Source organism: Bradyrhizobium ingae (assembly GCF_055791185.1).
The window spans coordinates 356,274-378,364 of sequence record NZ_JBVUBB010000003.1 but is presented as its reverse complement, the minus strand read 5'-3'; the positions used below and the strand labels follow the sequence as shown (position 1 = coordinate 378,364).

General features: G+C 63.1%; 16 protein-coding genes. 1 reads left to right on the top strand and 15 read right to left on the bottom strand.

The window, feature by feature from the left end; translation table 11 throughout:
• Positions 1-17: 17 nt before the first annotated feature.
• The 11 genes from rplV to rpsL form a co-directional block, all read right to left on the bottom strand.
• On the bottom strand, positions 18-404 hold the full coding sequence (gene rplV, locus ACV1FX_RS06780) for a 50S ribosomal protein L22 (RefSeq protein ID WP_008549264.1): 387 nt from the start codon (positions 402-404) through the stop codon (positions 18-20).
• Between the two features lie 10 nt (positions 405-414).
• Entirely contained in the window at positions 415-693 is a 279-nt protein-coding gene (rpsS, locus tag ACV1FX_RS06775; RefSeq protein WP_008963465.1) for a 30S ribosomal protein S19, read from the bottom strand.
• Between the two features lie 12 nt (positions 694-705).
• Positions 706-1,539 carry a 50S ribosomal protein L2 gene (rplB, locus tag ACV1FX_RS06770; RefSeq protein WP_458149228.1) on the bottom strand — a complete coding sequence of 278 codons (834 nt, stop codon included), beginning with the start codon at positions 1,537-1,539 and terminating at the stop codon, positions 706-708.
• A 12-nt stretch (positions 1,540-1,551) separates the two neighbouring features.
• On the bottom strand, positions 1,552-1,854 hold the full coding sequence (locus ACV1FX_RS06765) for a 50S ribosomal protein L23 (protein WP_473116768.1): 303 nt from the start codon (positions 1,852-1,854) through the stop codon (positions 1,552-1,554).
• A complete protein-coding gene (gene rplD, locus ACV1FX_RS06760; RefSeq protein ID WP_473116767.1) occupies positions 1,851-2,471 on the bottom strand; it encodes a 50S ribosomal protein L4 in 621 nt (206 codons plus the stop codon). The genes ACV1FX_RS06765 and rplD overlap by 4 nt, the downstream gene beginning before the upstream one ends.
• A gap of 1 nt (position 2,472) precedes the next feature.
• Positions 2,473-3,189: a 50S ribosomal protein L3 gene (rplC, locus tag ACV1FX_RS06755; protein ID WP_473116766.1), complete on the bottom strand. Its 717-nt coding sequence runs from the start codon at positions 3,187-3,189 to the stop codon at positions 2,473-2,475.
• A 52-nt stretch (positions 3,190-3,241) separates the two neighbouring features.
• Complete coding sequence (rpsJ, locus tag ACV1FX_RS06750) at positions 3,242-3,550, bottom strand: 30S ribosomal protein S10 (protein WP_002712302.1); 309 nt, start codon at positions 3,548-3,550, stop codon at positions 3,242-3,244.
• 84 nt (positions 3,551-3,634) lie between these two features.
• Positions 3,635-4,825: an elongation factor Tu gene (tuf, locus tag ACV1FX_RS06745; protein ID WP_473116765.1), complete on the bottom strand. Its 1,191-nt coding sequence runs from the start codon at positions 4,823-4,825 to the stop codon at positions 3,635-3,637.
• A gap of 40 nt (positions 4,826-4,865) precedes the next feature.
• Positions 4,866-6,938, bottom strand: a complete 2,073-nt coding sequence (gene fusA / locus ACV1FX_RS06740; protein WP_473116764.1) for an elongation factor G — start codon at positions 6,936-6,938, stop codon at positions 4,866-4,868.
• A 34-nt stretch (positions 6,939-6,972) separates the two neighbouring features.
• The gene (gene rpsG / locus ACV1FX_RS06735; protein ID WP_027520967.1) at positions 6,973-7,443 is read right to left on the bottom strand and encodes a 30S ribosomal protein S7; all 471 of its coding nucleotides are present in this window, start codon (positions 7,441-7,443) and stop codon (positions 6,973-6,975) included.
• Between the two features lie 15 nt (positions 7,444-7,458).
• Positions 7,459-7,830, bottom strand: a complete 372-nt coding sequence (rpsL, locus tag ACV1FX_RS06730) for a 30S ribosomal protein S12 (protein WP_007603006.1) — start codon at positions 7,828-7,830, stop codon at positions 7,459-7,461.
• Positions 7,831-8,508: 678 nt separating this feature from the next.
• Between rpsL and ACV1FX_RS06725 the strand changes: the two genes are divergently transcribed.
• A complete protein-coding gene (locus ACV1FX_RS06725) occupies positions 8,509-9,030 on the top strand; it encodes a hypothetical protein (protein WP_473116763.1) in 522 nt (173 codons plus the stop codon).
• On the opposite strand, the gene ACV1FX_RS06720 is transcribed toward ACV1FX_RS06725, so the two are convergent.
• The 4 genes from ACV1FX_RS06720 to rpoB form a co-directional block, all read right to left on the bottom strand.
• Positions 8,949-10,991 carry an ABC transporter ATP-binding protein gene (locus tag ACV1FX_RS06720; RefSeq protein WP_473116762.1) on the bottom strand — a complete coding sequence of 681 codons (2,043 nt, stop codon included), beginning with the start codon at positions 10,989-10,991 and terminating at the stop codon, positions 8,949-8,951. The genes ACV1FX_RS06725 and ACV1FX_RS06720 overlap by 82 nt on opposite strands.
• Before the next feature lie 128 nt (positions 10,992-11,119).
• Complete coding sequence (locus tag ACV1FX_RS06715; protein WP_473116761.1) at positions 11,120-13,174, bottom strand: FAD-dependent oxidoreductase; 2,055 nt, start codon at positions 13,172-13,174, stop codon at positions 11,120-11,122.
• Between the two features lie 192 nt (positions 13,175-13,366).
• The gene (gene rpoC, locus ACV1FX_RS06710; RefSeq protein ID WP_473116760.1) at positions 13,367-17,563 is read right to left on the bottom strand and encodes a DNA-directed RNA polymerase subunit beta'; all 4,197 of its coding nucleotides are present in this window, start codon (positions 17,561-17,563) and stop codon (positions 13,367-13,369) included.
• 129 nt (positions 17,564-17,692) lie between these two features.
• The gene (gene rpoB, locus ACV1FX_RS06705) at positions 17,693-21,811 is read right to left on the bottom strand and encodes a DNA-directed RNA polymerase subunit beta (protein ID WP_473116759.1); all 4,119 of its coding nucleotides are present in this window, start codon (positions 21,809-21,811) and stop codon (positions 17,693-17,695) included.
• Between the last annotated feature and the right edge of the window lie 280 nt (positions 21,812-22,091).

Below are 22,091 nucleotides of genomic sequence, written 5' to 3'. Positions count from 1 at the left end.
CGTTTTCTCCTGCGTCCTTAAGCGGCCGCTTCGGCTTCGACCTGACGAACGATGATCGTCAGCTGCGAAAATGGTTTGTAGACACGGCCCGAGCGGCCGCGGCCGCGGGCAGCAAAGCGCTTCATCACGAGCCCGTTGCCGACGAAGGCCTGCGCCACGACGAGATCGTCGACGTCGAGATCGTGATTGTTCTCGGCGTTGGCGATAGCCGATTCCAGGCACTTCTTCACGTCCACAGCGATCCGCTTGCGCGAAAACTGCAAATCGGCGAGCGCAGCAGACGCCTTGCGGCCGCGAATGAGCTGGGCCACCAGGTTGAGCTTCTGCGGGCTCACCCGCAGCATCCGGGCGACCGCCTTGGCCTCGTTGTCGGCGAGGCTCCGTTCGCGCTTAGGTTTGCTCATGACTTAATCCTCAAGCCTTCTTGGCTTTCTTGTCGCCGGAGTGGCCATGGAAGGTCCGGGTCGGCGAGAACTCGCCGAACTTGTGACCGACCATTTCCTCGTTGACCGCCACCGGCACGTGCTTCTGACCGTTGTAGACGCCGAAGGTCAGGCCGACGAACTGCGGCAGGATGGTCGAGCGACGGCTCCAGATCTTGATGACGTCGTGACGGCCGGACGCACGCGCCGCATCTGCCTTCTTGAGCAGCGACGCCTCGACGAACGGGCCTTTCCAGACTGAACGAACCATGTCCGGCGTTCCTTACTTCTTCCGCTTGTGGCGGCTTAGGAGAATGAATTTGTTGGTCGACTTGTTGGTGCGGGTCTTCTTGCCCTTGGTCGGCTTGCCCCACGGAGTGACCGGGTGGCGACCGCCCGAGGTACGACCTTCACCACCGCCGTGCGGATGGTCGATCGGGTTCATGGCAACGCCGCGGTTGTGCGGGCGACGGCCCATCCAACGCTTGCGGCCGGCCTTGCCGATAGAGGTGTTCATGTGATCCGGGTTCGACACCGCGCCGATCGTGCCGCGGCAGCGACCATGCACCAGGCGCTGCTCGCCCGAGTTCAGGCGGATGATCACGTAGTCCTGGTCGCGACCGACGAGCTGGGCGTAGGTGCCGGCCGAACGCGCGAGCTGGCCACCCTTGCCAATCTTCGTCTCGATGTTGTGGATGATCGTGCCGACCGGCATGTTGCCCAGCGGCATGACGTTGCCCGGCTTCACGTCGACATAGTTGCCGGCAATGATGGTGTCACCCACGGCCAGGCGCTGCGGCGCCAGGATGTAGGCCTGCTCGCCGTCCTGATACTTGATCAGTGCGATGAAGCCCGTGCGGTTCGGATCGTACTCCAGCCGCTCGACGGTGGCGGGAACGTCCACCTTCTCGCGCTTGAAGTCGACGGTGCGCAGCGTCTGCTTGTGCCCGCCGCCACGGAAACGCACGGTGATGCGGCCCGTGTTGTTGCGGCCACCCGAGGACTTCTTGCCTTCGGTGAGCGCCTTGACCGGCTTGCCCTTGTAGAGGGCCGAACGATCGACCATGACCAGCTGGCGCTGGCCCGGCGTCGTGGGATTGAATGTCTTCAGTGCCATCGTCGTACGACCTTACAGACCGGTGGTGACGTCGATCCGGTGGCCCTCTTCGAGGGTCACGATCGCGCGCTTGGTGTTCGACTGCGAGCCGAGATTGCCGCGGAAGGCCTTGACCTTGCCCTTGCGGACCAGCGTGTTGACGCTCTTGACCTTGACGTCGAACAGCTTCTCGATCGCTTCCTTGATCTGCGGCTTGGTCGCCTTCGCGGCCACCTTGAACAGAACCTTGTTGTGCTCCGAGGCGATCGTCGCCTTTTCGGTCACGACCGGCGACAGGATCACGTCGTAGTGGCGAGCCTCGATGTTCTTCTTCATTTGAAGCGCGCCTCCAGCGCATCGATGGCGGCCTTGGTCAGAACGAGCTTCTGACGGCGCAGGATGTCGTAGACGTTGATGCCCTGGATCGGCAGCACGTCCATGTTCGGGATGTTGCGGGCAGCCGCCGCGAAGCCCTCGTTGAGCTCGGCGCCGTCGATGATCAGCGCGTTGGTCAGACCGAGGCCCGAGAAGTGGCTGAGCAGCGCCTTGGTCTTGGCGGCCTCGAGCGCGGCCTTCTCGATCACGACGAGATCACCGTCCTTGGCCTTGGCCGACAGCGCATGCTTCAGCGCGAGCGCGCGAACCTTCTTCGGCAGATCGGAGGCGTGCGAGCGCACCACCGGACCGAAGGCACGGCCGCCGCCACGGAACTGCGGCACGCGGGCTGAACCGTGACGAGCACCACCGGTGCCCTTCTGCTTGTACATCTTCTTGCCGGTACGCCAGATCTCGGCGCGGCCCTTGGCCTTGTGGGTGCCGGCCTGACGCTTGTCGAGCTGCCACTTCACGCAGCGCGCGATGATATCCTCGCGCGGCTCGAGACCGAAAATGGCGTCGGAAAGCTGGACCGAGCCGGCTTCCTTGCCCTCAAGGGTGGTGACTTTCAATTCCATCTCACGCACCCTCCTGCTGGGCCGCAGCCTCGGCTTCGCCGCCGGCAACCTTGAACTTGCCGGGCTTCGGAGCTTCCTTCGGCAGCGGCTTCTTGACGGCGTCGCGCACGCGGATCCAGCCGCCCTTGGAGCCGGGGACGGCGCCTTCGACGAGGATCAGGCCGCGCTCGACATCGGTCTGAACGACGCGAAGGTTGAGCGTGGTGATGCGGTCGACACCCATGTGGCCGGGCATCTTCTTGTTCTTCCAAGTCTTGCCGGGATCCTGACGGCCGCCGGTCGAACCGATCGAGCGGTGCGAGATCGACACACCGTGCGTCGCACGCAGACCGCCGAAGTTCCAGCGCTTCATACCGCCAGCAAAGCCCTTACCGACCGAGGTGCCGGTGACGTCGACGAACTGGCCGACGACGAAGTGGTCGGCCAGGATCTCGGCGCCGACCGGGATCATGGCGTCCGCAGTGACGCGGAACTCCTCGACCTGCCGCTTCGGCTCGACCTTGGCGACCGCGAACTGGCCGCGCTCTGCCTTGGGCATGTACACGGTCTTGCGGCTGCCGGCTCCGAGCTGGAGCGCGACATAACCGTTCTTCTCTTCGGTGCGGTGGCCTACGACCTGGCAATTGCCGAGCTTCAGCACGGTCACGGGGATATGTTCACCGGTCTCCGTGAAGACCCGCGTCATCCCGACCTTTTGTGCGATCACTCCGGAGCGCATCGGCTTGCTTCCTGTTCTTTCTGTCCGCTTTCGCGAACGGGATCCAAAAATCTTAGAGCTTGATCTCGACGTCGACACCGGCGGCCAGGTCGAGCTTCATCAAAGCATCGACGGTCTGCGGGGTCGGATCGACGATGTCGAGCAGACGCTTGTGGGTGCGCATCTCGAACTGTTCGCGGCTCTTCTTGTCGACGTGCGGCGAACGGTTGACGGTGAACTTCTCGATGCGGGTCGGCAGCGGAATGGGTCCGCGAACCTGCGCGCCGGTGCGCTTCGCCGTATTCACGATCTCACGGGTCGACGTATCGAGGATACGATGGTCGAACGCCTTGAGACGGATGCGAATATTTTGGCCGTTCATTGCCGTGGTCTTTCTTCAATCAGAGTGGCGAATAGCGAATAGCGAATGCTGCCATCCGCTACTCGCCAATCTCTAGTCTCGTAATTACTCGATGATCGAGGCGACGACGCCGGCGCCGACGGTACGGCCGCCTTCGCGGATCGCGAAGCGAAGCTTCTCTTCCATCGCGATCGGCACGATCAGGTGCACTTCCATCGCAATGTTGTCGCCCGGCATCACCATCTCGGTGCCTTCCGGCAGGTGCACGACACCGGTCACGTCGGTGGTGCGGAAGTAGAACTGCGGACGGTAGTTGGTGAAGAACGGAGTGTGACGGCCACCCTCGTCCTTGGTGAGGATGTAGGCCTCAGCCTTGAACTTGGTGTGCGGCTTGACCGAACCCGGCTTGCACAGCACCTGGCCGCGCTCGACGTCCTCGCGCTTGGTGCCGCGGAGCAGCGCGCCGATGTTGTCGCCGGCCTGGCCCTGATCGAGCAGCTTGCGGAACATTTCGACGCCGGTGACGGTCGTCTTCTGGGTCGCACGCAGACCGACGATCTCGATTTCCTCGCCGACCTTGATGATGCCGCGCTCGACACGGCCGGTCACGACGGTGCCGCGGCCCGAGATCGAGAACACGTCTTCAACCGGCATCAGGAACGGCTGGTCGATCGGACGCTCCGGCTGCGGGATGTACTCGTCAACGTTGCGCATCAGCTCGAGGATGGCCTCGTGGCCGAGCTTCTTGTCGGAGTCTTCGAGAGCGGCGAGCGCCGAGCCCTTGATGATCGGAATCTTGTCGCCCGGGAATTCATACTTCGAGAGCAGCTCGCGGACTTCGAGCTCGACGAGCTCGAGCAGCTCCGGATCGTCGACCATGTCGCACTTGTTGAGGAACACGACGAGCGCGGGCACGCCGACCTGGCGGGCGAGCAGGATGTGCTCGCGGGTCTGCGGCATCGGGCCGTCAGCAGCCGACACGACCAGGATCGCACCGTCCATCTGGGCAGCGCCGGTGATCATGTTCTTCACGTAGTCGGCGTGGCCGGGGCAGTCGACGTGCGCGTAGTGGCGGTTCTTGGTCTCGTACTCGACGTGCGCGGTCGAGATGGTGATGCCGCGCGCCTTCTCTTCCGGCGCCTTGTCGATCTGGTCGTACGCCGTGAACGTCGCACCACCGGTTTCAGCGAGGATCTTGGTGATCGCCGCGGTCAGCGACGTCTTGCCATGGTCGACGTGACCGATGGTGCCGATGTTGCAGTGGGGCTTGTTACGTTCAAACTTTGCTTTGGCCATTTGACTCTCCGTTCAATCGTCAGCTCGAGACCGACGACAATCAGGCAAACTTCTTCTGGACTTCTGCCGACACGTTAGCCGGCGCTTCTGCGTAGTGATCGAACTGCATGGTGAAGGTTGCGCGCCCCTGGCTCATCGAGCGCAGGTTATTCACGTAACCGAACATGTTCATGAGCGGCACCATCGCGTTGATGACGTTGGCGTTGCCGCGCATGTCTTGACCCTGAATCTGACCGCGCCGGGAATTCAGGTCGCCGATGACCGAGCCGGTGTAGTCTTCCGGCGTCACCACCTCGACCTTCATGATCGGCTCGAGCAGGACGGACTTGCCCTTCTGCAAGGCCTCGCGGAATGCCGCGCGCGATGCGATTTCGAAGGCCAGTGCCGAGGAGTCGACGTCGTGATACTTGCCGTCGACGAGCTGAACCTTGACGTCGACCACGGGGAAGCCCGCGACAACACCAGAGCTCATCACGCTATTGAGGCCCTTTTCGACGCCGGGGATGTATTCCTTCGGCACCGCGCCGCCGACGATCTTGGACTCGAACTCATAGCCCTTGCCGGGCTCGTTCGGCTCCACCACGATCGACACTTCGGCGAACTGACCGGTACCACCGGTCTGCTTCTTGTGGGTGTACTTGACCTCGGCCTTCTTGGTGACGCGCTCACGGAACGCAACCTGCGGCGCACCGATGTTGGCGTCGACCTTGTAGGTACGCTTGAGGATGTCGACCTTGATGTCGAGATGGAGTTCGCCCATGCCCTTGAGGATGGTCTGGCCGGACTCCTGGTCGGTCGACACGCGGAAGGACGGATCCTCCGCAGCGAGCTTCGCCAGCGCCACGCCCAGCTTCTCCTGGTCGGCCTTCGACTTCGGCTCGATCGCGATCTCGATGACCGGCTCGGGGAATTCCATCTTCTCCAGGATCACCTGCTTGTCGGAGTCGCACAGCGTGTCGCCGGTGCGCGCTTCCTTCAGGCCGGCCAGCGCGACGATGTCGCCGGCATAGGCTTCCTTGATGTCTTCGCGGTTGTTCGCATGCATCAGCAGCATGCGCCCGATGCGCTCTTTCTTCTCGCGGGTCGAGTTCACGACGCCGGTGCCGCTCTGAAGAACCCCCGAGTAGATGCGGCAGAAGGTGATGGTGCCGACGAACGGGTCATCCATGATCTTGAACGCGAGCAGCGCCAGCGGCTCCTTGTCGTCCGCCTTGCGCACGACTTCGTTGCCGCGGTCGTCGGTGCCCTTGATCGCGGGCACGTCGAGCGGCGACGGCAGATAGTCGACGACGGCGTCGAGCAGCGGCTGCACGCCCTTGTTCTTGAAGGCCGAGCCGCACAGCACGGGATAGAACGCACCGGTCAAGACCGCCTTGCGGATCAGCCTCTTCAGCGTCGCCTCGTCCGGCTCCTTGCCGTCGAGATAGGCGGCCATGGCATCGTCGTCGAGCTCGACGGCGGCTTCCACCATCTTCTCGCGGTATTCCTTGGCCTGGTCGACGAGGTCGGCCGGGATGTCGACATAGTCGTACTTCGCGCCGAGCGCTTCATCGTTCCAGACGACGCCCTGCATCTTCACGAGGTCGACGAGACCCTTGAAGTTGTTCTCGGCACCGATCGGCAGCTGGATCGCGATCGGCTTGGCGCCGAGGCGGTCGACGATATCGGACAGGCACTTGAAGAAGTCGGCACCGGTCTTGTCCATCTTGTTGGCGAAGACGATCCGCGGAACCTTGTACTTGTCGCCCTGGCGCCAGACCGTCTCGGTCTGGGGCTCGACGCCCTGGTTCGAGTCGAGCACGCAGACGGCGCCGTCGAGCACGCGGAGCGAACGCTCGACCTCGATCGTGAAGTCGACGTGGCCGGGCGTGTCGATGATGTTCAGGCGCTTGCCGGCCCAGAACGCGGTGGTCGCAGCGGAGGTGATCGTGATGCCACGCTCCTGCTCCTGCTCCATCCAGTCCATCGTCGCGGCACCTTCGTGCACTTCGCCGATCTTGTGGCTCTTGCCGGTGTAATAGAGGATGCGCTCGGTCGTCGTGGTCTTGCCGGCGTCGATATGCGCCATGATACCGAAGTTACGGTAGTCCTCGATGGCATGTTGGCGGGGCATGGGTCGTTCCTTGCAAGTCCGTTAGATGTCGCCGTTACCAGCGATAATGCGAGAAGGCGCGGTTGGCTTCGGCCATCCGGTGCACGTCTTCACGCTTCTTGACGGCGTTCCCCCGGTTGTTCGACGCATCCAGGAGCTCCGCCGAGAGCCGCTCGGTCATCGTCTTCTCGTTGCGCTCGCGCGCGGCCGAGATCAGCCAACGAATGCCCAGCGCCTGCCGGCGGGTCGAACGGACCTCGACCGGAACCTGGTAGGTCGCGCCGCCGACGCGGCGGGAGCGCACTTCGATGGTCGGCATGACGTTCTCGAGCGCCTGCTCGAACACGCCGAGCGGGTTCTGCTTGGTCTTGGTTTCGATGATGCCGAATGCACCGTAGACGATGCCTTCCGCGACCGACTTCTTGCCGGCGTACATCACCGAGTTCATGAACTTGGTGACGATGATGTTCCCGAACTTCGGATCGGGAAGGACTTCGCGCTTTTCAGCAGAGTGGCGACGAGACATGGACGAGGTTCCCGCTTACTTCGGACGCTTGGCGCCGTACTTCGAACGACGCTGCTTACGGTTCTTGACGCCCTGGGTATCCAGAACGCCGCGAAGGATGTGGTAGCGCACGCCGGGCAAGTCCTTGACGCGGCCGCCGCGGATCATGACCACCGAGTGCTCCTGGAGGTTATGGCCCTCACCTGGGATGTAGCCGATCACCTCGAAGCCGTTGGTCAGGCGCACCTTGGCAACCTTACGAAGCGCCGAGTTCGGCTTCTTCGGGGTCGTCGTGTAGACGCGGGTGCAAACCCCACGCTTCTGCGGCGACTGCTGCAGCGCCGGCACCTTCTTGCGCGACTTCTGCACTTCACGCGGTTGAGCGATCAGCTGGTTGATCGTCGGCATCCTGGCCTTACCCTTTGTTCTGCCGCGGTCCCTTTCGGGCCCGCAAATTCTTCTTCCGGACTACCCGCCCGATGGGGCCGCCTGGCGCGGAGCGATCCGCACAAAGCGAAATTGCGCCAACCGCTCCATTACCGAGCGGAAAGCGCTTCGACGCCACAGAGGACCGCAGTCTTGAGGCCGATCAGCATAAAGCCGACGGCTGCGAACCGAGGTCATGCATCCGAGTTTGATCTCAAGAGAACGAGCTCTAGAGAACTAAAATCGCACTGGCATTGCCTAGCTATGATCGACAGCGTTTGAGCGGCATTCGTCGAGGTTGGTGCCCGCTTTAAGATCCCAAAAGGATCGGGCGGGTGGCCCGTTCCGACGTTGGCGATGCTCACCGCCTGTCGTTAAGTGACGCGCTTTCTATAAGCGGGAATCACCTGAGTCAAGGTGAAACCACGGCAAGCGAAGGGCTTCTCGCGCTTAAAGAATTGGCTCGTTCGGCGCCCTCGCCGCCTCGTTGATGTAGGTCCCGGGCCAGCGTTCCGCCAGGGCGGGCATCAATTTATACCCGGGCAAAATATACTTTTATGGCGCGCGCTAAGGTTTTCTTTCCTGTTCATGCGCCAGGGTTCCGCGTTGGGGTGGAGAAATACCGGTGCGGTATACCGACATCGCGATCATCGGCGGGGTATGGCCGGCTCCACCGCTGCTGCAATGCTGGGTCGCGTCGGCGTCCAGACCGTCCTGATCGACCCCCACAGCGAGTGTCCACCCGACTTCCGGGTCGAGAAAATCAGCGGCGACACCAAGCTCGAGCGCTTCTGGCGGACCGGAATCGCAGAATCAGTGCTGCGCCGCGCGACGTTCTGCGGTGAGAACTGGATCGCGCGATTCAGCCCTCTGCTCGACAAGGCGCCGAGCCGGCAGTTCGGCTTCCGCTATGAGTCCTTCGTCAACGCGATCCGGGCGGAAATCCCCGACACGGTCGACCAGATCTGCGCCAAGGCGCTGTCGATCTCAACGAGCCCCTACCGGACGGCGCATCGCTGGGCGCGCTTCGTGGCCTGGTTTGCCCAAGGTGTGGTCCGGCGGGTGACGCGACCGGTTCGCCTCGAGCCGAACTTCCTCGGTCACTCCTCCTCGCCATCCTCCTCGTCGTCGTCCTCGTCATCATCATCGTTGTCGTCAGTATCGTCATCGTCGTCGACCTGAGCCGTAGCGCCATGCGGCTGGTGGATCTGGTCGTCCCACAGCTTGCGATAGCTGCCGTTCTTGGCGAGCAGTTCGGCATGCGAGCCGCGCTCGATGGCACGGCCGCCTGAAATCACGATGATCTCGTCCATCTCCACGACAGAGGTCAGACGGTGGGTCGACCAGATCATGGTGCGGCCCTTGGCGACCTTCAGCAGCGTGCGATTGATCGCAGCCTCGGTCGTCTGGTCGAGGGCCGAGGTCGCCTCGTCCAGGAGCAGCACCGATGGATTGCGGATGACCGCGCGTGCGATCGCGAGGCGCTGGCGCTGGCCACCCGACAGCGTATCGCCGCGCTCACCGACCGGCGTGTCGTATTTCTGCGGCAGGCTCATGATGTAGCGGTGGATCTCCGCCTTCTTCGCCGCCTCCTCCACCTCCTCGTCGGTGGCGCCCTCCTTGCCGAGCCGGATGTTCTCGCGGATCGACATGTTGAACAGCATGTTCTCCTGGAACACCACGGCCATGCTCCGGCGCAGCGAATCCAGCGTCACTTTCCGCACATCGACACCGTCGATGGTGACGCGCCCTTCGTCAGGCACGTAGAGGCGCAGGATCAGATTGAGCAGCGTGCTCTTGCCGGAGCCGCTGGGCCCGACGATCGCGATGCGCTTGCCGACCTTGAGCTTGAGGCTGAGGTTGTCCAGGACCGGCGTCTGGCTGCCTTCGTACTGGAAGGTGACATGATCGAAGGTGATGTCGTTGGTGATGCGCGGCAGGTCCGGCGCGCCGGGACGGTCGGCGCCGCGCGTCGGCTCGTCCAGCAGCTCCTGGATGTGGCGCACGGCGGCGGCCGAGGAGATCGACACCGGGATGAAGTGCATCACGTGGGCGATGTTGTAGGAGACCTCCCAGAACGCGCTCTCGAAAGTGACGAAGGTGCCGATCGTAATCTGGCCCTTGGTCGCAAGATACGCGCCGATCGCGAGCACCACGAGATGCAGGAGCAGCACCGAGATCGTGACCGTCCGCTCCACCATGGTCGACAGGAATGCGGCTGACGCGATCTTGTTGCGGGTCTCATTGTTGCGGAAGGTGAAGAAGCCGAACATCTTGCGCTGCAGATTGAACGCCTTGATTACGGCCTGCGCCGCCACGTTCTCCTGCACCATGCCGAGCAGCCCGCTCTCGTTGAGCTTCTGCTCGTAATTTGCCTGCACCGCTTTCGGGGTGAGAATGCGCGGCCCGATCAGCGTGATCGGGAACACCAGCAGCGCGACCACGGCGAGCTGCCAGTTCAGGAACAGCAACAGGATGATGCCGGCGATCAGCTCCATGAACGGCAGTGCGGCGCTGTTGACAAATGTCTTGACCGAGCCCTCGAAGGCCGAGAGGTCGACGGAGAAGCGCGACAGGATCTCGCCACGCTTGGTGCGGCCGAAATAGGCGGCCGGCAGGTCCTGCACATGCTCGAACAGCCGCCTGCGCACGTCGGAGATGATGCAGGCCGCCAGCCGCGCGTCCCATCGTTCGTACCAGACCGCGACGATCGAGGTGAAGATGCCGGCGACCGCGAGCACGCCCAGAATCTTGTAGAGCGCCTGAAAGTCCTCTTCGCCGAGAGCGTCGTCGATCAGGAACTTCAGGCTCAGCGGCATGATGACGTTGAACAGCGTCTCGATCATGACGCCGAACGAGACGAATGCCAGGATCCGCTTGTAGTTTACAAGGAAGGGCTTGACGAAGCCCAGGATGGTTGCGAGCGCGCCGGCGGCTTCGCGCGCCGTGAAGACGACGAGTTCCTCGTCCTCATCATCATCATCGAGTTCAGGAAGATCGTCCTCGTCTTCCTCCTCGTCGTCGTCTTCGTCGTCGTCGGTAACGTCCGGCTTGCCGGCAGAGGCGTGCTTGTCCTTGAGCTCCGCCGCATCATCCGCGGCCGCGAGCCTGGGCTTGTCCGACGAGAGAGGCCTTTGCGCCATGAAACCAACCGATGCTGACGGCCGGCATGACCGCAGAGAAACCGAGGGAGATAACGGGGAGCCCGCTATGTCACCGATTCTATGCGATCAGAATGAATTCGGCAAAACAATTGGCGAATTCGTCTGTTCTAGTCGTCGTCCTCGACCTTGTCGAAGAAGGAATAGCGCAAGCTGTCGGCGTCGGCATACCACTGCCCCGGCCCCTTGTTGGCGGCGAGCGTCGCCGTCCACAGTGCATCGGTACAGTCGTTACGGTGCATCGACAGGTCGAACCCGTTGCCGAAGAACAGTTCCGACCATTCCCACCAGGTGCCAAGCTTCCTGACCCCGCGCAAGAGGTCGTAGCGGTCGATCAAGCCAGGCGCCATGTCGGATGTGACTGAGCCGAACACGAGGCCCGTCTTGACCACGCGGTTCAATTCCCTGATCGCGCGGACGACCTGCTTCTCGGAGACGTGGCAGAGGCTTGTCTCGAATACGAAATCGAACGCGCCGTCCTTGAACGGCATGTCCACGATCGACCCGAGCTTATTGTATTTCTTGAGCGCCTTCGGTGTCCTGGCGTGGATGGTGCGGTTGTTCTCGATGCCGAAGGCGTCGATCCCGCGCTCGCGCAGCGCGCCGACGAGCTCGCCGCTGGCAGACCCCGCGACCAGCAGCTTGGCGCCCTTCGCCTTGCCCCAGACGATGCCGATAAGCTTCATCAGATAGTCCGGGTCGGTGAACTGGCGCCACGCCTGGCCATAGGGACCCTGGCCGCGGTAATTGTCAAAATAGTCGCGGTCGATCTTGTCGGACAGCGGCGTCTCGCTCTGGCTGCGCGCGCGGCGCAGGCGCATCATCTCGGTCAGGATGATGTCGGTCGCAGCGTCCGAGGAGTCGAGCAGACCGTTCAGCGTCGAATCGAACAGATAGTCGCCGACCACGACGATGCCGGGATGCTCCTTCGGTTCGGGCCGGTGATTGGTCATGACGTCACGCACCGGCAGGCCGCCCGGCAACGCGTTCACCGACGACAGCCAGCGGTGGATCTTGCCTTCCACGAAATGCGCACGCGCATCGCCGAACGCGGCGGGCAGCGACTTCAGCGCAGCATCGATCAGCTCCTGATCGGAGAGATTGGCGAAGGCCAGCGCATCGGAGCCCGGAATGAGCCAGTTGAGCACGCCGTGCTTGCCGACGTCATGGCGCGCGCCCTCGTTATAGACGCAGCAGCCGCCGAAGGCTTCCGACATGAACCAGGCGCCGCCGATCTTGTCGCCCCAGAACGGGGTGTCGAACAGGATCGAGACACGCAGGTAATGCGCCGGACGGTCGAAATAGGAGACGTGCTTGACCATCGACTTGCGGAGCTGCTCGCCTTCCCAGCCGAGCGTGGCCAGCCAGGAATGCGGCAGGCAGACCAGCACGAGATCGAAGTCGCGCGTCTCCGGCCCCTTGCCGTTCATCATCTTGAGCTGGTAGCGCCCTGTCGGCGCCTTGCCGACGGTGAGGACGCGGTGATTGAGCTGGATGTCGGCGTTGACCTCCGACTGCAGGCACTCGATGAGCTGCTCGTTACCGTTCTGGATGGAGTAGAGGCCGATATAGCCATCGATATCCATCAGGTAGTTCTTCAGCGCGTTGAGCCCGTTGGTGTTGTGGCTCTCGGTCGCGATGTCGGAGCGCGCCATCACCTTGAAGAAGCGCTTTGCCGTTTCGTCCTCGACCTCCTCCTCGAGCACCTGCTCGGCAGTCTTGAAGGCCCAGGGATGCTCGTTGTCGTGCGCGCCGACACCTTCATAATATTCGATCGGCGACATCAGGTCGGAGCAGCGCTTGCGGAACCCCTCGATCGCGGCCGCGGTCCTGGCACCGTACTTGCGACGCATGCCGGGAACGTCGGTCAGCAGCTCGCCGCCGAACTGGACCTGCTCGGCGTCCATCGGAATGGTCTGAAGCCCGAAGTGCTGGATCAGCTCCCGCAGGGGATCCGGACCGGTCATCGAGTAATCATAGATCTCGGCAACGCCGGCCTCATACATCGCAGGCGCCGAATCGAATTTGCGCGTGACGACCTTGCCGCCCAGCCGATCGGACGCCTCATAGATGGTGACACGGCAGAGATCGCCGAGTTTGCGCTTCAGATACCAGGCGCTCATCAGCCCGCCGGGGCCGCCGCCTACGATTGCGAGGTCAAGCATATAAGTTCCGTGGTCTCCGGCCCTGCCCCCGTCACGGGACCACCGGTCTAAGCTCTCCTAACAGAAGCGCTTTTCAGGCTGAAGGAAAGATGAACAAACGATGTCCCTGCACCGCAGCAGGGAAACAAAGCAGCAAAAAGGCCGGCAAAAGCCGGCCTTTTCATTGTCATCGGTAATCGTACGGATGAACCATCATTCCGCAGGTGGCAGAGCCACCGGCTCCGCTTCGGGCGCCGGCGAGACGACCGAGGTCTGCTTCTCGCGCTCGTCGAGGATCAGCTTGTCGCGCTTCATGGCGACTTCGCGGATCTTGGCCATGGAGGCGCCGGTGCCCGCCGGGATCAGCCGGCCGACGATGACGTTCTCCTTCAGACCCTCGAGCGGATCGACCTTGCCGTTGACCGCCGCCTCGGTAAGGACGCGGGTGGTCTCCTGGAACGAGGCCGCCGAGAAGAACGAGCGGGTCTGGAGGCTCGCCTTGGTGATGCCGAGCAGAACCGGCGTTCCCGTAGCGGGCTTCTTGCCCTCTTCCTTCGCCTTCTCGTTGAGCGCGTCGAACTCGATCTTGTCGACCTGCTCGCCGGAGATCATGTCGGTCTCGCCCTGGTCGGTGATTTCCACCTTCTGGAGCATCTGACGGACAATCACCTCGATGTGCTTGTCGTTGATGAGCACGCCTTGCAGCCGGTAGACCTCCTGGATCTCGTTGACCAGATAGGCCGCGAGTTCCTCGATGCCCTTGACCGCCAGGATGTCGTGCGGCGCCGGGTTGCCTTCCACGATGAAGTCGCCCTTTTCGACGACGTCGCCGTCCTGAAGGTGAATGTGCTTGCCCTTCGGGATCAGGTACTCGCGCGGCTCATCGGTCTTGTCCATCGGCTCGATAGAGATGCGACGCTTGTTCTTGTAGTCGCGGCCGAAGCGGATGGTACCCGCGATTTCGGCGATGATCGCCGCATCCTTCGGACGCCGTGCCTCGAACAGCTCCGCCACCCGCGGCAGACCGCCGGTGATGTCACGCGTCTTGGCGCTTTCGGTGGAGACACGAGCGAGGATGTCGCCCGGCGCCACCTTGGCTCCGATATCGACCGAGAGAATGGCGTCGACGGACAGCATGTAGCGGGCATCGCCGCCACGGGCGAGCTTGAGCACCTTGCCGTCCTTGCCCTTGATCACGATGGCCGGACGCAGGTCCGAGCCGCCGCGCGTCGAGCGCCAGTCGATGACCACGCGCTTGGCGATACCGGTGGCCTCGTCCAGCGTTTCCGAGATCGACTGCCCTTCGACCAGATCCTCGAAGCCGATGGTGCCTTCCACTTCGGTGAGAAGCGGACGGGTGTAGGGATCCCACTCGACGATACGCTGGCCGCGCTTGACGTTGTCGCCCTCGTCGACGTGCAGCCGCGAGCCGTACTGAATACGGTGCGTCGCACGCTCGGTGCCGTCGGCATCGACGATCGCCACCACCATGTTGCGGACCATCGCGATCAGGTGACCTTCGCTGTTGCGGGCGATGGCCTTGTTCCTGATCACGATCTTGCCGTCGAAGTTGGATTCGACGAACGACTGCTCGTTGAGCTGCGCCGCACCACCGATGTGGAAGGTGCGCATGGTGAGCTGGGTGCCCGGCTCGCCGATCGACTGCGCCGCGATGACGCCGACCGCTTCGCCGTGGTTGACCGGAGTGCCGCGGGCGAGGTCGCGGCCGTAGCACATGCCGCAGATGCCGTTGACAAGCTCGCAGGTCAGCGCCGAGCGGATCTTCACCTCCTGCACGCCGCCCTGCTGGATGGCGTCCAGATGGCTCTCTTCCATCAGCGTACCGCGCTTGATGATCACCTTGCCCGAGCTGTCACGCACGTCTTCGCAGGCCGTGCGGCCCAGGATGCGCGAGCCGAGCGAGGCGACCACGGTGCCGGCATCGACGATGGCGCGCATCTTGATGCCGAGCTTGGTGCCGCAGTCGTTCTGCGTGATGATGCAGTCCTGCGCGACGTCGACCAGACGACGGGTCAGGTAGCCGGAGTTCGCGGTCTTCAACGCGGTGTCCGCGAGGCCCTTGCGGGCGCCGTGGGTCGAGTTGAAGTACTCGAGCACCGAGAGGCCTTCCTTGAAGTTCGAGATGATCGGCGTCTCGATGATCTCACCCGACGGCTTGGCCATCAGGCCGCGCATACCGGCAAGCTGGCGCATCTGGGCGGGCGAGCCGCGCGCACCGGAGTGGGCCATCATGTAGATCGAGTTGATGTCGGCGTCCGCCCCGCTGGCCGTCTTCTTGGTCGCGGAGATCTCCTTCATCATCGCCTTGGCGATTTCCTCGGTCGCCTTCGACCAGGCGTCGACGACCTTGTTGTACTTCTCGCCATGGGTGATCAGACCGTCATTGTACTGCTGCTCGAAATCCTTCGCCAGCGTACGGGTGGTGTCGACGATCTTCCACTTGCCGTGCGGCACGACCATGTCGTCCTTGCCGAACGAGATGCCGGCCTTGAACGCGTTGTAGAAGCCGAGCGCCATGATGCGGTCGCAGAAGATCACAGTCTCCTTCTGGCCGCAGTGGCGATAGACCTGGTCGATGACGCCGGAGATCTCGCGCTTGGTCATCAGCTTGTTGATGATGTCGTACGAGATCTTCGAGCTCTTCGGCAGCACGTTGCCGAGCATGATGCGGCCAGGCGTGGTCTCGATCCAGCGACGGGCGGGCTTGCCGTCCTCGCCGATGCCTTCCCACCGGTACTTGATCTTGGTGTGGAGGTGGATGACCTTCGAATGCAGCGCGTGCTCGAGCTCGGCCATCTCGCCGAACACCTTGCCCTCGCCGGGCATGCCTTCGCGCAGGATCGAGAGGTAATAGAGACCGAGCACGATGTCCTGCGACGGCACGATGATCGGCTGGCCGTTCGCCGGATGCAGGATGTTGTTGGTCGACATCATCAGGACGCGCGCTTCGAGCTGCGCTTCCAGCGACAGCGGAACGTGCACGGCCATCTGGTCGCCGTCGAAGTCGGCGTTGAACGCGGCGCAGACCAGCGGGTGGAGCTGGATCGCCTTGCCCTCGATCAGCACGGGCTCGAACGCCTGAATGCCGAGACGATGCAGCGTCGGCGCGCGGTTGAGCAGCACCGGATGCTCGCGGATCACCTCGTCCAGGATGTCCCAGACCTCGGGCCGCTCCTTCTCGACGAGCTTCTTCGCCTGCTTGACGGTGGTGGACAGGCCCTTGGCGTCAAGCCGCGAATAGATGAACGGCTTGAACAGCTCGAGCGCCATCTTCTTCGGCAGGCCGCACTGATGCAGGCGCAGCTCGGGACCGACCACGATCACCGAACGGCCCGAATAGTCGACGCGCTTGCCGAGCAGGTTCTGGCGGAAGCGGCCCTGCTTGCCCTTGAGCATGTCGGCGAGCGACTTCAGCGGACGCTTGTTGGCGCCCGTGATGACGCGGCCGCGGCGGCCGTTGTCGAACAGCGCGTCGACGGCCTCCTGAAGCATGCGCTTCTCGTTGCGGATGATGATATCGGGCGCGCGCAGCTCCATCAGCCGCTTCAAACGGTTGTTGCGGTTGATGACGCGGCGGTAGAGGTCGTTGAGGTCCGAGGTCGCGAAGCGGCCGCCGTCGAGCGGCACCAGCGGACGCAGATCCGGCGGGATCACTGGAACGACGGTCAGGATCATCCATTCCGGCTTGTTGCCGGAGTGGCGGAACGCCTCCACGATCTTCAGGCGCTTGGCGAGCTTCTTGTGCTTGATGTCGGAGTCGGTCTCCTGCATCTCGGCACGCAAGGTGACCTCGAGCTTCTCGAGGTCCATGCCCTTGAGCAGCTCGCGGATCGCCTCGGCGCCGATCATGGCGGTGAAGGAATCCTGGCCGTACTCGTCCTGCGCCTTCAGATACTCGTCTTCCGACAGCAGCTGACGGTCCTTCAGCGCGGTGAGGCCGGGCTCCAGCACGACGTAATATTCGAAGTAGAGGATCCGCTCGAGATCCTTCAGCGTCATGTCGAGCAGCAGGCCGATGCGCGAGGGCAGCGACTTCAGGAACCAGATGTGGGCGACGGGCGCGGCGAGCTCGATATGGCCCATGCGCTCGCGCCGGACGCGCGACAGCGTGACCTCGACCGAGCACTTCTCGCAGATGATGCCCTTGTACTTCATGCGCTTGTACTTGCCGCACAAGCACTCGTAATCCTTGATCGGCCCGAAGATGCGCGCGCAGAACAGACCGTCGCGCTCGGGCTTGAAGGTCCGGTAGTTGATGGTCTCCGGCTTCTTGATCTCGCCGTAGGACCAGGACAGAATCTTCTCTGGAGACGCGATCGAGATCCGGATCTGGTCGAAGACCTGAGCCGGTGTCGTCGGGTTAAAAAGATTCATAATTTCTTGGTTCATCGTCTTCTCCTCGCGTACCGGTCGAGCCGGCAGCAAATTCGAAAATCTTAACTCGCGGAGCGCCCTGCCCTCACCGCGCGGGACGAGGCGCCAATGCCCGGCCTTCTCGGCCGGGCACGATAAGTCGCGTTATTCGGCCGCCTCGGAGGTCGGCGCCGGTCCTATCTTGGAATTGTGCAGGTCGACGTTGAGGCCGAGCGAGCGCATTTCCTTGACGAGGACGTTGAAGGACTCCGGAATACCCGCCTCGAACGTGTCGTCACCGCGCACGATCGCCTCGTACACCTTGGTACGGCCGGCGACGTCGTCCGACTTCACGGTCAGCATTTCCTGGAGCGTGTAGGCCGCGCCGTAAGCTTCGAGCGCCCACACCTCCATTTCGCCGAAACGCTGGCCGCCGAACTGCGCCTTGCCGCCCAGCGGCTGCTGGGTGACGAGCGAGTACGGACCGATCGAACGCGCGTGGATCTTGTCGTCGACGAGGTGGTGCAGCTTGAGCATGTAGATGTAGCCCACCGTCACCTTGCGATCGAAGGGATCGCCAGTGCGGCCGTCATAGACGGTCGACTGGCCCGAAGCGTCGAGACCTGCGAGCTTCAGCATCTCCTCGATGTCGGCTTCCTTGGCGCCGTCGAACACCGGCGTCGCGATCGGCACGCCGTGGCTCAGATTGCGGCCGAGTTCGATCAGCTCGTTGTCGTTGAGCGTCTTGATCGTCTCGTCCTCGCCGTAGATCTTCTTCAGCGTCTCCTTCAGCGGCTTCATGTCCTGCTTCGACAGATAGGCATCGACCGTCTGGCCGATGCGCTTGCCGAGGCCGGCGCAAGCCCAGCCGAGATGCGTCTCGAGGATCTGCCCGACGTTCATGCGCGAGGGCACGCCGAGCGGATTGAGCACGATATCGGCATGGGTACCGTCCTCGAGGAACGGCATGTCCTCGATCGGCACGATCTTCGACACCACGCCCTTGTTGCCGTGGCGGCCGGCCATCTTGTCGCCGGGCTGGATCTTGCGCTTCACCGCGACGAAGACCTTGACCATCTTCATCACGCCGGGCGGCAGCTCGTCGCCACGCTGCAGCTTCTCGACCTTGTCGAGGAAGCGCTGTTCAAGCCCCTTCTTCGACTCGTCGTACTGCTTCCGCATGGCCTCGATCTCGGCCATCAGCTTGTCGTTGGGCGAGGCGAACAGCCACCACTGCGACTTCGGATACTCCTCGAGCACCGCACGGGTGATCTTGGTGTCCTTCTTGAAGCCCTTGGGGCCCGCGATGCCCTGCCGTCCTTCGAGGAGCTCGGCGAGGCGATTGTAGACGTTACGGTCGAGGATCGCCTGCTCGTCGTCGCGGTCCTTGGCGAGACGCTCGATCTCTTCCCGCTCGATCGCCAGCGCACGCTCGTCCTTGTCGACGCCGTGGCGGTTGAACACGCGCACTTCCACGATCGTGCCCTGCACGCCCGGGGGCACGCGGAGCGAGGTATCGCGGACGTCGGAGGCCTTCTCGCCGAAAATGGCGCGCAGGAGCTTTTCTTCCGGCGTCATCGGGCTTTCGCCCTTCGGCGTGATCTTGCCGACCAGGATGTCGCCAGCGCGTACTTCCGCACCGATGTAGACGATGCCGGCTTCGTCGAGGTTCTTCAGCGCTTCTTCCGAGACGTTCGGAATGTCGCGGGTGATTTCCTCAGGACCGAGCTTGGTGTCGCGGGCCATCACCTCGAATTCTTCAATATGAATCGAGGTAAACACGTCGTCCTTCACGATCCGCTCGGAGAGCAGGATCGAGTCTTCGAAGTTGTAGCCGTTCCACGGCATGAACGCGACCAGCACGTTCCGTCCCAGAGCGAGCTCGCCGAGATCGGTCGACGGACCGTCGGCGATGATGTCGCCCTTCTTGACGATGTCGCCGACCTTCACCAGCGGACGCTGGTTGATGCAGGTCGACTGGTTGGAGCGCTGGTACTTCATCAGACGGTAGATATCGACGCCCGACTTGGTCGGATCGAGATCTTCCGTGGCGCGGATGACGACGCGGGTCGCGTCGATCTGGTCGATCACGCCCGAACGGCGCGCCGCGATCGCGGCACCCGAGTCACGCGCAACCACGCCTTCCATGCCGGTGCCGACGAACGGCGCTTCGGCGCGAACCAGCGGCACCGCCTGGCGCTGCATGTTCGAGCCCATCAGCGCGCGGTTGGCGTCGTCGTTCTCGAGGAACGGGATCAAGGCCGCGGCGACCGAAACGAGCTGCTTCGGCGACACGTCCATGTAGTCGACCTTGTCCGGCGTCACCGGCAGAACTTCGCCGGCGTGACGACAGACCACGAGGTCCTCGGTGAAGCGGCCCTTGGCGTCGAGCGGCACGTTGGCCTGCGCGACGGTGTAGCGGCCCTCCTCCATCGCCGAGAGGTACACGACCTCGTCGGTGACGCGGCCATCCTTCACCTTGCGATAAGGCGTCTCGACGAAGCCGTACTTGTTCACGCGCGCGAAGGTCGCAAGCGAGTTGATCAGGCCGATGTTCGGACCTTCCGGCGTCTCGATCGGGCAGATGCGGCCGTAATGCGTCGGATGCACGTCGCGCACCTCGAAGCCGGCGCGCTCGCGGGTCAGACCGCCCGGTCCAAGCGCCGAGAGGCGGCGCTTGTGGGTGATCTCCGACAGCGGGTTGGTCTGGTCCATGAACTGCGAGAGCTGCGAGGAGCCGAAGAACTCGCGCACGGCGGCAGCCGCCGGCTTCGCGTTGATCAGGTCCTGCGGCATGACTGTGTCGATGTCGACCGAGGACATGCGCTCCTTGATCGCGCGCTCCATGCGGAGCAGACCGATGCGGTACTGGTTCTCCATCAGCTCGCCGACCGAGCGCACACGGCGGTTGCCGAGGTGGTCGATGTCGTCGATCTCGCCCTTGCCGTCACGCAGGTCCACCAGCGTCTTGATGACGGAGAGGATGTCTTCCTTGCGCAGCGTGCGCTGGGTGTCGGGCGCATCGAGGTCGAGGCGCATGTTCATCTTGACGCGGCCGACCGCGGACAGGTCATAGCGCTCGGCGTCGAAGAACAGCGACTGGAACATCGCCTGCGCCGAATCCAGCGTCGGCGGCTCGCCCGGACGCATCACGCGGTAGATGTCGAACAGCGCGTCCTCGCGCGTCATGTTCTTGTCGGCCGAAAGCGTGTTGCGGATGTAGGCGCCGACATTGACGTGGTCGATGTCGAGCAGCGGCAGCTCCTTGTAGCCCTGCTCGTTGAGGGCCTTCATCAGCTTGTCGGTAATCTCCTCGCCGGCTTCCGCATGGATCTCGCCGGTCTTCGGATTGACGAGGTCCTCGGCCAGGTAGTTGCCGACCAGTTCCTCATCCGACATGCGAAGCGCCTTCAGCCCCTTCTCCTGGAGCTGGCGGGCGGCGCGCACGGTAAGCTTCTTGCCGGCCTCGAGCACGACCTTGCCGGTGTCGGCGTCGATCAGGTCGGAGGTCGTGGAATAGCCGCGGAAACGGTTGGCATCGAACGGAACGCGCCAGCCTTCCTTGGTCCGCTTGTAGAGGATCCGCTTGTAGAAGGTGTTGAGGATCTCCTCGCCGTCGAGCCCGAGCGCGAACATCAGCGACGTCACCGGAATCTTGCGGCGACGGTCGATACGCGCATAGACGATGTCCTTGGCGTCGAACTCGATGTCGAGCCAGGAGCCGCGATACGGGATCACGCGGGCGGCGAACAGCAGCTTGCCCGAGGAGTGGGTCTTGCCCTTGTCGTGGTCGAAGAACACGCCGGGCGAACGGTGCATCTGGGAGACGATGACGCGCTCGGTGCCGTTGACGATGAAGGTGCCGTTCATCGTCATGAGCGGGATGTCGCCCATGTAGACGTCCTGCTCCTTGATGTCCTTGACCGACTTCGCGCCGGTTTCCTCATCGATATCGAACACGATGAGGCGCAGCGTCACCTTCAGGGGTGCCGCAAAGGTCATGCCGCGCTGGCGGCACTCGTCGACGTCGTATTTCGGCGGCTCGAACTCGTAGCGGACGAATTCCAGCATCGAGGTACCGGAGAAGTCCGAGATCGGGAACACCGAGCGGAACACCGCCTGCAAGCCCTCATCCGGCCGCCCGCCCGTGGGTTCGTCGACCATCAGGAACTGGTCATAGGACGCCTTCTGAACCTCGATGAGGTTCGGCATCTCGGCGACTTCCTTGATATGTCCGAAAAACTTGCGAACGCGTTTGCGACCGGTGAATGTCTGCTGCGCCATCGTGGCCTCTCATTTCGGCGCCCGCCCTGGGCGCGCCTTCCGGGACACGGCTGCCACCGCTCCCCGGGTTGAATTTTCGAACCCGTTTTGAGGATCGGAAACCCAGTCTCGGACCGTCAAAGTCCTGAACTGTTCTTCAGATCTTCAAAACGCAAAACGACGCGCGGGGCGCATACGCGCACCCGCTCGTCACAACGATTGTCTTCACGGACTGCAAAAGCCCGAAATAGCCTGCTCTCCCAACGGCTTGCGGGAAACTCCGCCTTCCACGCCCACCGTG

Bases quoted from the DNA above. Each gene is read 5' to 3' on its own strand.
- rpsJ (WP_002712302.1), bottom strand. From the start codon at position 3,550: ATGAACGGCCAAAATATTCGCATCCGTCTCAAGGCGTTCGACCATCGT.
- rpsL (WP_007603006.1), bottom strand. From the start codon at position 7,830: ATGCCGACGATCAACCAGCTGATCGCTCAACCGCGTGAAGTGCAGAAG.
- rplB (WP_458149228.1), bottom strand. From the start codon at position 1,539: ATGGCACTGAAGACATTCAATCCCACGACGCCGGGCCAGCGCCAGCTG.
- ACV1FX_RS06715 (WP_473116761.1), bottom strand. From the start codon at position 13,174: ATGCTTGACCTCGCAATCGTAGGCGGCGGCCCCGGCGGGCTGATGAGC.
- fusA (WP_473116764.1), bottom strand. From the start codon at position 6,938: ATGCCCCGCCAACATGCCATCGAGGACTACCGTAACTTCGGTATCATG.
- ACV1FX_RS06765 (WP_473116768.1), bottom strand. From the start codon at position 1,854: ATGAAGAAGAACATCGAGGCTCGCCACTACGACGTGATCCTGTCGCCG.
- rpsS (WP_008963465.1), bottom strand. From the start codon at position 693: ATGGTTCGTTCAGTCTGGAAAGGCCCGTTCGTCGAGGCGTCGCTGCTC.
- rpoB (WP_473116759.1), bottom strand. From the start codon at position 21,811: ATGGCGCAGCAGACATTCACCGGTCGCAAACGCGTTCGCAAGTTTTTC.
- ACV1FX_RS06725 (WP_473116763.1), top strand. From the start codon at position 8,509: ATGGCCGGCTCCACCGCTGCTGCAATGCTGGGTCGCGTCGGCGTCCAG.
- rplV (WP_008549264.1), bottom strand. From the start codon at position 404: ATGAGCAAACCTAAGCGCGAACGGAGCCTCGCCGACAACGAGGCCAAG.
- rpoC (WP_473116760.1), bottom strand. From the start codon at position 17,563: ATGAACCAAGAAATTATGAATCTTTTTAACCCGACGACACCGGCTCAG.
- ACV1FX_RS06720 (WP_473116762.1), bottom strand. From the start codon at position 10,991: ATGGCGCAAAGGCCTCTCTCGTCGGACAAGCCCAGGCTCGCGGCCGCG.
- rplC (WP_473116766.1), bottom strand. From the start codon at position 3,189: ATGCGCTCCGGAGTGATCGCACAAAAGGTCGGGATGACGCGGGTCTTC.
- rpsG (WP_027520967.1), bottom strand. From the start codon at position 7,443: ATGTCTCGTCGCCACTCTGCTGAAAAGCGCGAAGTCCTTCCCGATCCG.
- tuf (WP_473116765.1), bottom strand. From the start codon at position 4,825: ATGGCCAAAGCAAAGTTTGAACGTAACAAGCCCCACTGCAACATCGGC.
- rplD (WP_473116767.1), bottom strand. From the start codon at position 2,471: ATGGAATTGAAAGTCACCACCCTTGAGGGCAAGGAAGCCGGCTCGGTC.